The 15314-nt window shown below is 70.5% G+C and carries 10 protein-coding genes; 5 read left to right on the top strand and 5 right to left on the bottom strand.

The window, feature by feature from the left end; genetic code table 11:
- Positions 1-33: 33 nt before the first annotated feature.
- Entirely contained in the window at positions 34-1170 is a 1137-nt protein-coding gene (locus U9J66_RS03635) for a methyltransferase (RefSeq protein WP_326337016.1), read from the bottom strand.
- A gap of 323 nt (positions 1171-1493) precedes the next feature.
- Positions 1494-6953: an ATP-binding protein gene (locus U9J66_RS03630; RefSeq protein ID WP_326337015.1), complete on the bottom strand. Its 5460-nt coding sequence runs from the start codon at positions 6951-6953 to the stop codon at positions 1494-1496.
- 465 nt (positions 6954-7418) lie between these two features.
- Here U9J66_RS03630 and U9J66_RS03625 point away from each other — a divergent pair, with 465 nt between their 5' ends.
- Both U9J66_RS03625 and U9J66_RS03620 read left to right on the top strand, forming a co-directional pair.
- Positions 7419-8093: a TetR/AcrR family transcriptional regulator gene (locus tag U9J66_RS03625; protein ID WP_326337014.1), complete on the top strand. Its 675-nt coding sequence runs from the start codon at positions 7419-7421 to the stop codon at positions 8091-8093.
- Between the two features lie 49 nt (positions 8094-8142).
- Entirely contained in the window at positions 8143-10584 is a 2442-nt protein-coding gene (locus U9J66_RS03620) for an MMPL family transporter (RefSeq protein ID WP_326337013.1), read from the top strand.
- An 82-nt stretch (positions 10585-10666) separates the two neighbouring features.
- Here U9J66_RS03620 and U9J66_RS03615 read toward each other — a convergent pair whose 3' ends face one another.
- Positions 10667-11104 (bottom strand): MarR family winged helix-turn-helix transcriptional regulator, encoded by a 438-nt coding sequence (locus tag U9J66_RS03615; protein ID WP_017534693.1) that lies wholly within the window; start codon positions 11102-11104, stop codon positions 10667-10669.
- A 223-nt stretch (positions 11105-11327) separates the two neighbouring features.
- Between U9J66_RS03615 and U9J66_RS03610 the strand changes: the two genes are divergently transcribed.
- From U9J66_RS03610 to fmdA, 3 genes are all read left to right on the top strand, one after another.
- A complete protein-coding gene (locus U9J66_RS03610) occupies positions 11328-12359 on the top strand; it encodes a substrate-binding domain-containing protein (RefSeq protein WP_326337012.1) in 1032 nt (343 codons plus the stop codon).
- 91 nt (positions 12360-12450) lie between these two features.
- Positions 12451-12726 carry a regulatory protein, FmdB family gene (locus tag U9J66_RS03605; protein ID WP_026125023.1) on the top strand — a complete coding sequence of 92 codons (276 nt, stop codon included), beginning with the start codon at positions 12451-12453 and terminating at the stop codon, positions 12724-12726.
- A gap of 53 nt (positions 12727-12779) precedes the next feature.
- A complete protein-coding gene (fmdA, locus tag U9J66_RS03600) occupies positions 12780-14027 on the top strand; it encodes a formamidase (RefSeq protein ID WP_017534696.1) in 1248 nt (415 codons plus the stop codon).
- A 15-nt stretch (positions 14028-14042) separates the two neighbouring features.
- On the opposite strand, the gene U9J66_RS03595 is transcribed toward fmdA, so the two are convergent.
- On the bottom strand, positions 14043-14648 hold the full coding sequence (locus U9J66_RS03595; protein WP_326337011.1) for a GNAT family N-acetyltransferase: 606 nt from the start codon (positions 14646-14648) through the stop codon (positions 14043-14045).
- The gene (locus tag U9J66_RS03590) at positions 14645-15271 is read right to left on the bottom strand and encodes a TetR/AcrR family transcriptional regulator (RefSeq protein WP_326337010.1); all 627 of its coding nucleotides are present in this window, start codon (positions 15269-15271) and stop codon (positions 14645-14647) included. Before U9J66_RS03590 ends, U9J66_RS03595 begins: the two co-directional genes overlap by 4 nt.
- Positions 15272-15314: the final 43 nt, after the last annotated feature.

The following is a 15314-nucleotide window of genomic DNA, read 5'->3' as shown; positions in this document are numbered from 1 at the left end:
GGGTCGGCGCCCCACTTCGTCGTCTCACGGGGGTCAGGGCGCGCGGCGTACGTCCATGATCGATTCCCCTTCGGGGACGCGGTGTACGGCTCGCAGGGCGAGGCCGGCCCGGTGAAAGAGTTCCTCGTAGCGTTCGGAGGTGCGCAGGGGCGCCCCGTACAGGACGAACATGCTCAGGCTCATGGCCTCCAGGTAGCGGCTGGGGCGTTCGCGTTCGGGGAGGTGGCCGGTGATGAGCAGCCGTGAGGTGTCGTGCATGGCCTCGCGGACGTTGCGCAGGATCCGGAGCGCGTCGGCGTCGGACCAGTTCTGCATCACGCGGGTCATGAGGTAGACGTCCGCGCCCGGGGGGACCCGGTCGAAGAAGCTGCCGCCCACGATGGTGCAGCGTCGGTCGACGCCTTCGGTGCGCAGGAGTGGGGCGGCGCCCTCCACGACCTCGGGCAGGTCGAAGAGGATCCCTTCGAGGTGGGGGCGTGCGCGCAGGATGGTGGCCAGGGCGGCGCCCTCGCCGCCGCCGAGGTCGGCCACGGTCCCTTGGCGGGGCAGGTCGGCGCGTTCCAGGAGGGCGGGGACGGGGGCGGAGGCGTTCATGGCCCGGTGGAAGATGGTCGCCTCCTCGCGGTTGTCGCCGAGGTAGCCGAAGAGTTCTCGGCCGGTGTGGAGTTCGAAGGCGGTGCGGCCGGTGCGTATCGCCTCTTCCAGGTGGGTCCAGGCCTGGAGGAAGTCGCCGTAGGTGCACATGTGGAACAGGTCGCGCAGCCCGGAGGGGTCGTCGGCGCGCAACCGTTCTCCCGAGGGGCTCAGGGTGAACAGATCGGGTCCGTTCTCGCGGAGTAGTCCGGCGACGGTGGCGGGGCGCACGACGATGAGCAGACGGTCCTCCTCCACTTGGAGTCGGCGGGCCAGGTCGGTGAGGGTGAGGGGGCCGTCGGCGAGGGCGTCGATCACGCCCAGGCCGACCAGCGCCGAGACCGCGTGCATGAGCATCGCCGAGGAGACGATGCCGGTCAGCGCGGTGTCGTCCTCTTCCGGTGGGACCTCGGTCCCTCGCAACTCCACCACCACGTCGCCTCTTTCCAGGTCGGTTCCCGGTCCCGTTCGGGGTCGGGGGTCGGTCGGTGGCGCGGACCGTCCGCGCGTGGACACCTTCGGTCCGGTGTCGGTCACCTGGGGTAACAGTGCCAGGTCCGGGCGGGCCGTGTGGGGGTTTCGGGAGGGGATTCGGGGGCGGTCTCCTCAGGTGGGCGAAAGAGCGCGAAGAAAAATCGGATGGGCCCGGAATAGCCCCGGGGGGAGGGTCGTTACACGGTGCGGGTCGGCGCGGTAGAAAGTGTCCCCCGGGCTCTACACAAAGCCTTCAGGGAATACCGCACCGCAAGGTGGCAGGAGCCCTGTTGTGCCATCCGCCGTGAGGCGACCGCCGTGCCGGCCCGCTCAAAGCGTGAGAAGGCCCGCCGAGCATCGCTCGGCGGGCCTTCGTCGTGTTCGGGCTACTTGTCGCCGTGGTCCTCGATGGCCTGGATGATGCGCGGACGCATCTGGGCGGCTTCGATGACCGCGTCCACCGAGCCGACCTCGACGGCGCGGCGGATGCTGTGGACGGCGTCGAACTCGGCGGCGACCTCGCCCAGCTTCTCGGCGCGCACCGAGGAGCGTACGTCGTCGAGTTCGGCCGAGGCGGCGGCGCGTTCGGCGCCCGAGGCGGCCGAGACGCGGCCCTCGAGTTCCTTGACGCGCGGGTCGGCGGCGGTGCGGGCGTTCACCTCGCCGGAGAAGACCACCGCGGCGGCCGGGGCGCCGCCCAGCACGGAGGCGAAGGAGCCCTCCAGGGCCAGGACGGTCATGTTCGGGTTCAGGGCCTTGGAGAAGACCACGAACGCGCCGCCGTGGTAGCGCGAGATCACGCAGAACACGATCGGGCCCTGGAAGTTGACGATCGCGCGGCCGATCTCGGCGCCGTACTCCAGCTGGAGCTTGCGCAGGGATTCGGGTGATCCGTCGAAGCCGGACAGGTTGGCCAGGACCACGAGCGGGCGGTTGCCGCTGGCGGTGTTGATGGCGCGGGCGACCTTCTTCGACGACTGCGGGAACAGGGTTCCGGCGGTGTAGGTGTCGGGGCCGTCGGCCGGCGGGAAGCCGCGCCGGGGCACCGAACGCGATTCGATACCGACCAGGCAGACGGGGATGCCGCCCAGGTGCACGTCCTGGACCGCGGCGGTGTCGGCGTCGGCCATGCCGGCCCAGCGTTCCAGGGCCGGGTGGTCCTGGTCGGCCAGGGCCTTCATCACGGTGCGGATGTCGAAGGGCTTCTTGCGGTCGGGGTTGGCCTCGACGGAGAAGATCTCGCCGACGGTGGTGAAGTCGCTGCCCTCGACCACGTGCGGGTGGTCGGAGATGTCGCGGTCGATCGGGTCGGAGGTGGCGGCCCGTCGGGGCGCGCTCTCGCCCGGGGCGATGTAGGTGTGGTCGTAGTGCGACATGAGGATGTCGCGGGCGGTGAGCAGGTCGGGGGCCCAGTACTGGGCCTGGCCGTTGGGGCCCATGACCCGGTCGTGGCCGCCGATGCCGTGGTTGTCCTCGGCCGAGACGCCGCCGGAGAAGTCCAGGGACTGCTTGCCGGTGAGCACCATCGCCGAGTCGGGGGTCATCACCAGGATGCCCTTGGTGTGCATGAGCATCGTCGCCTCGGCGTTCCAGTACGGCTGGGCGCCGACGTTGATACCGGCGACGACGATGTTGATCTCGCCGCCGTCCTGGGTGAACTCCACGATGCGCTTGAGGGCGGCGGCCACCCAGTCCATGTTCTCGGTGCCCGATTCCATGGAGATGCGGGCGCCGGCGGACAGGGCGTACCACTCCAGTGGCACCTCCATCCGTTCGGCCAGGTCCAGGGCGGCGATGACGCGGCGGCATTCGCCTTCGGAGAGCGCGCCCAGCGACTTGGTGGGGTCGCCCAGCAGCACCACGCGGGACAGGCCCTCGGGGTGGAGTTCGGTGGTGGTGGTGACCACGCCGGCGACGATGGCGGCGCCGTTGCGGCCCTTGGGGCGGCGGACCGGGACCAGGGCGTGGTTCTCGTCCAGGTCGTATTCGGCGAAGTCGCCGAGCAGGTCGACGAGCTCGTAGGGGTAGACGGTGTTGCGGGCACTGGCGCGCAGCACCTTCTGCCGGTAGTCGTCGATGGGCTCGACCGGCTCGGTGGAGGGGGCCTCGATGGTCAGGCCCGGGGCGCCGGTGGCGTCGAAGGTGACGCGTACGGCGGTCTTGGTCAGCTCGCCCGTCTCAGCGTCGCGCTGTCGGCCGATGAAGAGGAGCTCCTCCAGGCCGGTGCCGGCGACGGTGGGCAGGACGCGTCGCCCGATCGCCTTGAGTTCCTCGCGGGTGATGTCGATGGGCGGCCAGACGTAGAGCACGATCCGGTTGGTGTTGAAGCGCTTGCGCGCGGGCCGTCCGGACAGGGCTCGACGGATGGAGTCCAGGCAGGTGGCGATGGTGTTCTCGGCGGTGGGCAGGGAGATGAGCCTGCCCTCCTGGTCGCGCAGTTCGGTGAGGTCGCGGATCTGGGCGAAGGCCACCAGACGGTCGTCGGAGGGGTTGTCCTGGGCCACGGCCCGGAACAGGTTGACCTCTTCGTCCAGGGACGGCAGGCGGGTCAGGTCGAAGCGGTTCCACCGCTGCATCTGCATGCGCTCGGCGATGTAGGGGTGCAGGCCGCGGATGAGACGGTCCTCGACCATCCCCTCGGCGGTGGGGTGGAAGGTGAAGTGGTGGTGCATGACCGCGCCATCGCGGCCGGCGACGGTGGTGGTCAGGCGGCGGACCCGTTCGGGGGTGGGCAGCAGGGCGAGCGCCTGGTGCAGCGCGTCGGCCATGGCGTCGAAGTCCTCGGGCTGCTTCTCCCAGGACAGGTAGATGTCGGCGTCGACGTCGGCGGAGCCCTCGGTCAGGTCGGCCAGGCCGCGCAGGGCCTCGCCCAGGCGTTCGAAGGCCACGGCGGTGGAGATCAGGCGCGAGCCGCGACGTTCGGCGACCACGTAGGAGCAGCCGGCGGAGTCGACGGTGCGTACGTCGGTCAGGCCCTTGTTGCCGTAGTAGCGGCGGGTCAGGACCTCGAGCATCACCGAGTTGTCCAGGTCGGAGCGGACCAGGCGCTGGCCCAGGACGCGGACGAGCGGTTCGGTGGTGCGCACCATCGAGGCGATGCGCTCGGCGCGGTCGGGTGCGTCGGGGTGCTCGTCCAGGTGGCGCAGGTGGCGGCGTACCTCGGCGTAGACGCGGGCGCGGTTGCGGCGCAGCAGGGGCTGGCCGAACCAGGCGAAGACCACGCCGCGTGCCAGGTCGGCGACGGCGGGGAAGCGGACCTGGGTGGCGGCCACGAGGCGTTCCAGGGCCAGGCCGGCGGGTTCGCGCAGTTCGGCGGAGGGCGGGGCCTCCTCCAGCCAGGAGCGCAGCAGGGTGGTGACGATGGTGACGTCGGTGGCGGCGCGCTGCTGGGCCAGGAAGATGCGGAAGAGCGCGGACTCCAGGGCGGGGGTGCGCTCCAGGTCGGTGACGCCGTAGTGGGCCAGGGCCTGGGAGAGCTTGTTCTGGAAGGAGGCGGGCAGTCCGGCGCGCTCCACGTCCAGGCTCTGGAGGTAGGTGTGCAGGTATTCGCGGGGGCTGTGCACGGTGCCGTCGACGTCGTCGGCTCCGGCGGGCCGGTTGCGGCTGAGTTCGGCCAGGTCGGCGAAGACCTCGATGAGCGGGAGCTCGTGGGCCAGTGGGCTGTGGCCGGACCGGATGACGTCGGCGCGGGCGGCCAGGTGGTCCTGGAGGAGGCGGCGTTCGTCGTTCGGGTCGGTGTCGAAGCCCAGCAGGAGGCTGCGCAGGTCCTCGCCGCCGCGTTCGACGCGGGTGGGCAGGGGTACGTCGGAAGGCTGTTCGGGCAGGTCGAGTTCGACCGGCTCGGTGCTCTGGGCGGTCTCCTCGTCGCCGTCGGCGATGGGCTCCAGGCGCAGCAGGGGGGCGCCGGTCTCGACCTGGGCTCCCACGGTGACGGCGCATTCCTTCAGGCGTGCCTTGAAGGGTGCGCGCAGCACCGTCTCCATTTTCATGCTCTCCAGCACCAGGACGGGGGCTCCGGCCTCGACCTCGGCGCCGACCTCCAGCGGGGTGGCCACGACCAGGGCGGGCGTGGGCGAGCGCAGTACGCCGCCCTCGTCCAGGCTGACCCGGTGGGCGACGCCGTCGATCTCGACCAGGTGGACGGGGCCGTGGGTGCCGATGAGCAGGTGGTAGCGGGTGCCGTTGACGGTGATCCGGCCGCTGTGGTCGTCGAAGCGTTCGAGTTCGACGTCGGCGGTGCGGGTGGTCTCTCCGGCTTCGAGGCCGACGCGGAAGCGGTGGGCGCCCACGCGGGCCACGCGTACGCGGTAGCCGACGCCGCGGAGTTTGAGGTCCAGGGGGCGGCCGCTCTCGTGCTGGACCTGGGGGCGGCCGCCGAAGGCGGTGGAGAGGAGACGGTCGAGTTCGACGCGTTCCTCCTCTTCGTAGGCCTCGATGGCGGCGGCGGTCAGGGCCACGGCGGAGTGGCGGTGGGAGACCAGGCCGCCTTCGGCGCGGACCCGGTCGATCCAGCCGGTGTCGGCGGTGGCGTCGATGACCTCGGGCCGGTCCAGCAGGTCCAGGACGAAGCTCTTGTTGGTGGCGCCGCCCTCGATGATGACGGTGGTCTCGCGCATGGCGCGGCGCAGGCGGGCCATGGCCTGGTCGCGGTCGCGGCCGTAGGCGATGATCTTGGCGATCATCGAGTCGAAGTCGGCGGGGATGGTGTCGCCTTCGGCGACGCCGGTGTCGACGCGGATGCCGGGGCCGGCGGGCAGGTCCAGGCGGGCGATGCGGCCGGGGGAGGGGGCGAAGTCGCGGTCGGGGTCCTCGGCGTTGAGGCGGGCCTCGACGGCGTGTCCGCGTTCGGCGGGGGGTTCGCCCTCCAGGCGGCCGCCGGCGGCCACGTGCAGTTGGGCGCGGACCAGGTCGAATCCGGTGGTGGATTCGGTGATGGGGTGTTCGACCTGGAGTCGGGTGTTGACCTCCAGGAAGGCGAAGAGTCGCTCGCCGGGGTGGTAGAGGAATTCGACGGTGGCGGCGCCGCGGTAGCCCACGGCGATGGCCAGGCGTTCGGCGGAGGTCTTGAGCTCGTCGGTCTGTTCGGCGTCCAGGAGGGGGGAGGCGGACTCCTCGATGACCTTCTGGTTGCGTCGTTGGACCGAGCAGTCGCGTACGCCCAGGGCCCAGGCGGTGCCCTGGCCGTCGGCGATGACCTGGACCTCGACGTGGCGGGCGCCGGTGACCAGGCGCTCGAGGAAGACGACGCCGCTGCCGAAGGCGCGCTGGGCCTCCTGGCTGGTGCGTTCGTAGGCGTCGGCGAGTTCTTCGCCGTTGTTGATGACGCGGATGCCGCGTCCGCCGCCGCCGGCGGTGGCCTTGAGCATCAGCGGGTAGCCGATCTTCTCACCGGCCTCGAGGGCGGCGTCCAGGTTCTCGACGGCGCCGCGGCTCCAGGGGGCGACGGGGACGCCGACCTCCTCGGCGATGAGTTTGGCGCCGATCTTGTCGCCGAGTTTGCGCATGGCCTCGCCGCTGGGGCCGACGAAGGTGACCCCGATGCGTTCGCACATGTCGGCGAAGGCGGGGTCCTCGGCGACGAAGCCCCAACCGACCCAGGCGGCGTCGGCCCCGGTCTCGACCAGGGCGCGCTCGAGCGTCTCCAGGTTCAGGTAGGGGCGGGCGGAGGCGGGACCGAGATCGTAGGCCAGGTCGGCCTCGCGCACGAACGCGGCCGTGCGGTCGACGTCGGTGTGCAGTGCGACGGTCTCGATCGGTGTTCCGCTCTCGGCGGCGATGTCCCGGACTGCGTGGATGAGCCGCATGGCGGCCTCACCACGGTTCACGATGGCGACACGACTGAACACCCGAATGAGCCCTTCTCGTAAGACCAATGATGTGCACGCGGCGACACGACGGCCCCGGCAGTATCCACCTTCTCGCCTGTGGACCCCGTGCGCCATGCCGCACCCAACGCATCTTGAGGGGGTTGGCTTGTGGGAAATGACCAAAAAGGGTCCCGCCTCGGACGCGGTGGAGCGCTCGGACCCCGATGGAGACGGTTCCGTTCGGGCCTGGAGGTCGGGGTGGTCTGTGGTGTTCCCACAACCCGCCCTTCCGGGGCCTTGGAGGAGGGGCCGTTCTCGTGGTGCGGGGCGGCGGTGCCTCCCCGTCGGGGTCCTGGGACACACTACCCGCCCAGGTGGAAGCGGTCGGGGTGTCTCGGGGGAGGGGTCGGTGACGTTCGGGTGAGAGGGGGAGCACGATCGTTGTGATCGGGTGCACTCAGTGCGTCGTTGCACTCAGTGCACCAACCTCTCTAGTCTGGACATATGGCATCTCGGTACCGTTCCTCCGCGCCCGATCGGCGTGAGGCCCTCAAGGCACGGCATCGGCGCGCCATCATCGACGCGGCCTGGGAGCTGATCCTGGAGATCGGCGGCACCGACTTCACCGTGGACCGTCTCGCCGAACGCGCCGACGTCTCCCGTCGGACGGTGTTCAACCACTTCAAGACGGTCGACGACATCATCGTCGAGGTGTTCGGGCGCATGCTCGGAGTGGTCCTGGACAACGTCGACGCCAACCTGGCCGCCTCGGCCGGCGAAGGGGACACCGAGACCGCGATGTTCGACCGGGTGGCGGCCGCTCTGCGCGCCACCGACCTGGTCACCCCGATCCGAGAGCTCACGAGGCTCTTCGACTCGGGCGGGGGAAGGACCGACCCGCGTCGGGCGGTGCTGTTGGAACGCACCATCACCGACCTGGGCACCCGGATCGCGATCACCACCCTGCGCCACCATCCCCGGGCCGACCCCTTGGAGGTCGACCTGATGTGCGGCGCGCTGGTGGGCGGGGCCCTGGCCGTGGTCCGTCATTGGGAGGAGGCCACCGGCGGTGTGGACACCGCCGAGTCGCGCCTTCTCTGGGATCGGCTGTTGAGCCGCATGATCCACACCTACCGTGACGGGTTCGGCGCCCTGGCCGTCGGCTCCGACACCCCTTGAGTCACCCGAATCCTCGACCTGCCCACCTCCTCTTCCTCTGCGGGAAACCATGGCTGAACTCCTCTACAGACTCGGGCGTGCCTCGGCACGCCGCGCCGGAACCGTCATCGCGCTCTGGTTGGCGCTCATGTTGGCCGCCGGCGCCGCCTTCGCCCTCTTCTCGGGAGAGTTGGAGGACAGCTTCTCCATCCCCGGGACCCCCACCGACCAGGTGAACCAACGTCTCAAGGACGAGTTCTCCGGTATGGGCGGCGGTATGGGCACCGTCGTCTACCAGAGCGAGGACGGAGAGGCCCTCACCCAGACCCAGCGTGAGGAGATCGCCGACCGCGTCGAACGCGCCGCCGAGGTCGAGGGCGTCCAGGACGTCGTCGACCCCTTCGCGACCGAGGAGGAACGCGACGAACAGCGTGAACTCCTCGCCGACGGGCGCGCGCAATTCGAGGAGGGCAAGGCCGAGGCCGAGGCCGCCGGGGTACTCGACCAGGTGGCCGAGACCCTCGACTCCGAGGAGGAGCGTCTCGAACGCGGTGAGGCCCTGTTGGAGATGTCCTCGGGCATCGTCATGGTCTCCGAGGACGAGTCCACCGCCCTGGTGACCGTCGCCTTCACCGACAGCCAGGAGGAGGTCTCCCAGCAGACCCGCGACGCCGTCATCTCGGTGTTCGCCGACGACCCGGTCCCCGGCACCAGCGTCGACTTCGCCGACGACATCTCCATGGAGCTGCCCGGCCTGGTCAGCAAGGCCGAGGTGATCGGTGTGGTCGTCGCCGGGATCGTGCTGGTGGTCATGCTCGGCACCCTCATCGGCGCCGGGCTGCCCATCCTGACCGCGCTGATCGGTGTCGGTATCGCCACCCTGATCGCGATGTCGCTGTCGGGGGTCCTGGAGATCGCCACCGTCACCCCGATCCTGGGTCTGATGCTGGGCCTGGCGGTCGGTATCGACTACGCGCTGTTCATCATCAACCGGCACCGTCGCCAGCTCAAGGAGGGCGTCGACCCGGCCGAGTCCATCGGGCTGGCCAACGGTACGGCCGGTAACGCCGTGGTCTTCGCCGGCGCCACCGTCCTCATCGCCCTGCTGGGACTGAACCTGACCGGGATCGGTTTCCTGGGGCTGATGGGCAGCATCGGCGCGATCGCCATCACCGTGGCCGTGCTGATCGCGGTCACCCTGGTGCCCGCGCTGCTCTCCCTGGTGGGGGTCAAGATCCTGTCGCGGCGCGAGCGCGGCCGCCTGTCGGGCGAGAACGGCGACGGTAAGGCCGCCGCCGGAGCCAGGCACGGTGGCGGGGCCGCGCCGATGTCGAACCTCGGCGCGCTGGGTCGGGCGGCCGTGGCGATCGTCCTGTTGGGCGTCATCGCCCTGCCCGCCCTGGACCTGCGCACGGGGATGCCCGACGGTTCCTCGCAGCCGGTCGACTCCACCCAGTACCGGGCCTATGCCGCCATCGCCGAGAACTTCGGCGACGGACAGAACGGGCCCCTGCTGGTCACCGCCGATCTGCCGGGCGGCCCGGACGAGGAGTCGGCCGAGGCCAACGCCGAGCGTTACCAGTACGAGGTGGCGCACGCGATCTCGATCCTGGGCGACGTGGCCGCGGTGGCGCCGATCGGGGTGTCGGAGAACGGGACGCTGGCCATCTTCCAGGTGATCCCGGTCGATGGGCCCTCCAGCGAGTCCACCGAGGAGCTGGTGCACACCCTGCGCGGCATGGAGCCGATCCACGGCACCGCGCCCTTGGGCGTGGCGGGTATGGCCAGCGGCAACATCGACATCTCCGAGACGCTCTCGGACGCGCTGCCGACCTATCTGTCGGTGGTGGTGGGCCTGTCCCTGGTGATCCTGCTGCTGGTGTTCCGGTCGATCTTCGTGCCGGTGGTGGCCACGCTCGGGTTCATCCTGTCCTACTTCGCCGCGTTGGGCGGTGTGGTCGCCGTCTACCAGTGGGGTTGGCTCGGCGGGCTCATCGGTCTGGAGAACCCGGGGCCGGTGCTGAACTTCCTGCCCACGCTGTTGGTGGGCATCCTGTTCGGTCTGGCCATGGACTACATGCTCTTCATCGGTACGGGTATGCGCGAGGCCTACGTGCACGGCACCCCGGCCCGGCTCGCGGTGGTGCGGGGCTTCCGTGCCGGTCGCGCGGTGGTCACCGCCGCCGCGATCATCATGATCTCGGTGTTCGGCGGGTTCGTCTTCTCCGAGATGATGATGATCAGCTCGGTGGGCTTCGCGCTGGCCTTCGGTGTCCTCATCGACGCGTTCGTGGTGCGGATGCTGCTGATCCCGGCCGTGATGCACCTGGCCGGGGACGCCGCCTGGTGGCTGCCCCGATGGCTGGAGCGGATCCTGCCCGACATCGACGTCGAGGGGTCGGCGCTGGAGCGCGGCCACGCCTCGGTCTCGGAGCCCGAGGCCGAGGTGGGCGGCTCCTGGGTGGAGGTTCCCGAGGAGGGCGCCGAGGCGGCCTCCGGAGGACGCGGCTGACCCCGCCGTAGTGGTCGAGGGCCCGATCGTGGCCGGTCATGGACCGGCCCGGTCGGGCCCTTCGCCGTGGTGGGGGAGGGGTTCAGGTGAGGGGCGGGGCGCCGGCCAGGGCGTGCGCCAGCCGGGCCAGGCCCGCGCGTTCGGCCTCGCCCAGTCCGGCCAGGACGTGCTCCTGGGCTCGGGTGACCTCGGGGGAGAGTTCGGCGTGCAGGGCGCGTCCGCGTTCGGCGGCGCGCAGGACCACGCGGCGCCGGTCGTCGGGGTCGACGTCGCGGTAGGCGAGGGCGTCGCCCACCAGGCGGTCCGCGACCCGGGTGGCGGTGGCGCCGGCCAGGCTCAGTTCCTCGGACAGGCGGGCCATGGACATCGGCCCGGCCAGGACCAGGACCTCCAGCATCCGCCAGCGGTCGGCGGTCAGGTCGTGCGCGCCGACCAGGTCGGCGGCGGCGGTGTCCAGCGCGGCGACGACCTTGCGCAGCAGGAGGGGGTGCAGGGCGTTCCCGACGTTCGTTTCGCTCATCGATCCCACATCTCGGGTCCGGTCGAGAGCGCCACTCCGGGGCTCGCGCCGAGCCTTGCCCAGAACATGTTCGTTCGAGAACATTCTTACTCGGTGGTGAATCTAGCACGCCCGAAACCGGTGGTGACGCTCGGTGACGTGGACCGGTGGCGTGAGCCGAGGGGGCGCCATGCCGTGTCATTGTCCCGAACACGACCCGAGACCCCGCGGTGAGGACTTTCCGGTGGGGGTCGTGATCCCGTTGCGGGGTTCGGCGGGGATCTTCGGGCCCTCTTGTGAGGCGGTCACCGAGACCGCGCTGGCCCGGATCAACGCCGAGGGGGGTCTGTTGGGGCGTCGGGTGCGGCCGGTGGTGATCGACGGGGGCCGTCCGGAGTCGGAGGTGGCCGCCGACGTGGGGGCGTTGGTCGGGGCCGGGCGGATCCACGCGGTGACCGGTTGGCACATCTCGCGGGTGCGACAGCATCTGGTGCCGGTGGTGGGCGGGCACGTGCCCTACGTCTACACCTCGCTCTACGAGGGAGGGGAGAGCGCGACGGGGGTGTTCTGTTCGGGGGAGACTCCGCCCGATCAGGTCGCTCCGGCCATGCGTTGGATGCGTGATGAGCAGGGGGCGCGGGATCTGTTCGTGGTCGGTGACGACTACGTGTGGCCGCGCAGTACGGCCCGTTCCTGTCGTGGCTACGCCCACGATTTGGGGATGCGGGTGGTGGGGGAGGCCTTCGTCGAGCTGGGCACGGAGGACTTCGACGGGGTGTTGGAGCGCGTGCGCGCCAGTGGCGCCGACACCGTCCTGATGCTGTTGGTGGGTCAGGACGCGGTGGCCTTCAATCGGGCCTTCGCCGAGGCAGACCTGCAGTCCCGGGTCCGGCGGCTGACCCCGTTGATGGAGGAGAACATGCTGTTGGGCAGCGGGGCGGACAGTACCGAGGATCTGTTCGTGGCCGCCGCCTACTTCCGGTCGTTGCCGACCGAGTCGGCGTTGGAGCTGTCGGGCGCCTACGCCGCCATGCACGGCCCGGAGGCGCCTCCGCTGAACAACATGGCCGAGTCCTGTTACGAGGGGCTGATGGCGTTGGAGGCGCTGGTGCGGCGCGCGGGCACGGCCCGGCCCGAGCGGTTGTCGAGGGTGGCCGATTCGGTGGGCTACGACGGTCCGCGCGGGCCGATGCGGTTGAGGTCGGGCCATATCCATCAGCGTGTGTACATGGCCAGGGCCGACGGGTTGGGTTTCGAGATCCTCGCCCGGCTGTGACGGTGTTCGGTCACATCCGTCTCCGGTGTCGCCGGGGGTGACCCTTGCCACTTACTTCCAACTGGCTTATTTTCATTTGGAAGGAGTGATCATGGTCACCTACCTCTACCGCTGTCCGGACCGCCACGAGACCGACCTGGACGCCCCCATGGGGCGAGCGCCGCGAGAGACGGACTGCTCCTGCGGCCGGAGCGCCCGCCGCGCCTTCACCGCACCGATGGTGCGCGCCGTCCCCGCGGCCCGAGGCCGGGTGATGGAGGCCGCCGAACAGAGCACGGACCGGCCCGCCGTCGTCACCCGCCCGGCGCCCGATCCCGCCCCCACGTCCTTCACCGACCCCCGTCACGCCCTACTGCCCCGGGCATGAGCTCGACGTTCATCACCGGCCACGCTCGAACGGACACCACCAGGAGCCACACCATGCCCGAGGTCATCTTCAGCCACGATCCGTCCAAGACCATGGCCCAGCAGGCGGTCCCCGGACACAACCGCTTCCACCCCGAGGTCCCGGCGGCGGCCACCGTACGCCCGGGACAGGAGTTCCGCGTCGAGAGCCGCGAATGGACCGACGGCCAGATCGGCGACAACGACTCCGCCGACGACGTCCGCGACGTCGACCTGGACCGCTGCCACATGCTCAGCGGCCCCTTCCGCGTCGAAGGGGCCGAGCCCGGCGACCTGCTGATCGTCGACATCCTCGACCTGGGCCCCATCCCCGGAGAACGCGGACCCGTCTGCGGCCAGGGCTGGGGCTACAGCGGCATCTTCGCCAAGGTCAACGGCGGCGGCTTCCTGACCGACTACTACCCCGACGCCTACAAGGCCATCTGGGACTTCCACGGCCAGGCCGCCACCTCCCGCCACGTACCCGGGGTCGAGTACACCGGCATCACCCACCCCGGCCTGATGGGCGTGGCGCCCTCGCACGAGTTGCTCGACAGCTGGAACCGGCGCGAGCGGGCCCTCATCGCCACCGACCCCGAACGGGTGCCGCCGCTGGCCCTACCGCCCCTGGCCCGGGGCGCCCTGGCCGGCAACGCCGACGGCGACCTGCTGGCGCGCATCGCCGAATCCGGGGCCCGCACCGTCCCGCCCCGGGAGAACGGCGGCAACCACGACATCAAGAACTTCACCCGGGGCTCCCGGATCTTCTACCCCGTGCACGTCCCCGGAGCGCTGCTGTCCGTGGGCGACCTGCACTTCAGTCAGGGCGACGGCGAGATCAACTTCTGCGGCGCCATCGAGATGGGCGGCTTCATCGACCTGCGCGTCGACCTCATCAAGGGCGGGATGGACACCTACGGTGTCCATCGCAACCCCGTCTTCCAGCCGGGCCGGGTCGCCCCGCTGTACTCGGAGTTCCTCACCTTCATCGGCATCTCGGTGGACCACCGCGACGACACCAACCTGTACCTGGACGCCACCGAGGCCTACCGCAACGCCTGCCTCAACGCCATCTCCTACCTCAAGAAGTGGGGGTACACCGACGAGCAGGCCTACCTGATCCTGGGCACCTCGCCGGTCGAGGGGCGGATCGGCGGCGTGGTCGACGTGCCCAACGCCTGCTGCGCCCTGTACCTGCCCACCGAGATCTTCCACGACGACATCCGCCCCGGAGGCGCGGGGCCGGTCGCCACCGACCGGGGCCAGGTCGCCGTCACCTCCTGACCCGAGGGCGGGTCCTCACTCTCGGACGAGCCGCATCGACACGTAGGCGTTGATACCGCTCCACCGGGTGTGCCGGACCCGCCTTCGGTGGTACTCGTGAAAACCCACCCGCTCGTAGAGGCCCAGAGCGGACTCGTTGACGTCGGAGATGTCCTCCAACCGGAACTCGCGATAGCCGGGCAGGGTCAGGATGTGCTCCAGCACGGCCTTGGCCGCGCCGCGTCCCCGGAAGCGTCGGGCCGAGGCCACGAAGGCGATCTCGCCGATGCCCGGCCCGGCGTCGGGCATCACCTTCTGGAACTGGGAGCGGAACACCAGGTCGGCGATGGTGCCCTTGTACCACCCCAGATGGCGGCGCAGCTCGGCGGCGTCGTGCTCGAAGCAGAGTCGCTCCCCCTGGACCAGGAAGGCCAGGGCCGCCGGTTCACCGTCGATCAGCGCCACGTGGGCGTGGCGCGCCACCAGGGCGTGCTCGAGGGCGGCCGTCAACCGTTCGGGGTCCTTGGAGAAGAAGGCCAGGTCGTCGCCGAAGCCCTCCACGTACAGGCGGGCGATCCACGCGCTCCCCTCCTCGCCCAGTTCGTCGCCGCGTACGACCCGGATCCTCGTCGTCTCGCTCATACCGTCGTCTCCTCGACCAGCAGGGTCCCCGTCACGGTGGCGACGGAAGGGGCGACGAAGGCCTCGCCCAGGGCCGAGCGGGTCATGGCCAGCCCGCCGAGGACGGCGAAGAAGCAGGTGGCCAGCTCCGCGGCGGGCGCGGGTCGGGTCAGACCCCGGCCCCGGCCGCGTTCGATCAACGTCACGACCGCACCGGTCACCTCGCGGTGGGCCCGCAGCAGATCCTCCACGGCCGCGCCCCGCTCAGGCCCGGCCTCGACGCCGGAGGCGAAGACCTGGTTCATCAGCAGGTAGAACTCCACGGCTCCGGTGTCCCGGGACAGGTCGGCCAGGAACACCTCGACGAACCCGCGCAGGGGTTCCACGACCAGGTCGGTGTCGGTGAAGCTCCGGGCCAGGGCCCGCAGGCCGGTGGCGGCCTCGGCGACCAGGTCGTCGTAGAGCTCGTCCTTGGTGGCGAAGTGGCGGTAGATCGAGCCGGTGCTGATCCCGGCCTCGGCGGCGATGGCGCGCATGTCCACCCCGGCGTATCCGCGGCGGCAGAAGAGTCGGATCGCGGCCGTGCGCACCCGCTCCCGGGTGGCGGCCCTCATGGCCCGATGCTGTTCGGGGGTTCTCGGCATCCGTCCTCCTATGAATGAACGTTTGTTCATTCTATGGGGGCGG

The sequence above is a fragment of the Nocardiopsis sp. LDBS1602 genome, assembly GCF_035818715.1.
In the GTDB taxonomy this organism is placed as follows: domain Bacteria; phylum Actinomycetota; class Actinomycetes; order Streptosporangiales; family Streptosporangiaceae; genus Nocardiopsis; species Nocardiopsis alba.
Note: the sequence above shows the minus strand (reverse complement) of the source record. Positions and strands in the feature narration are given on the sequence as shown.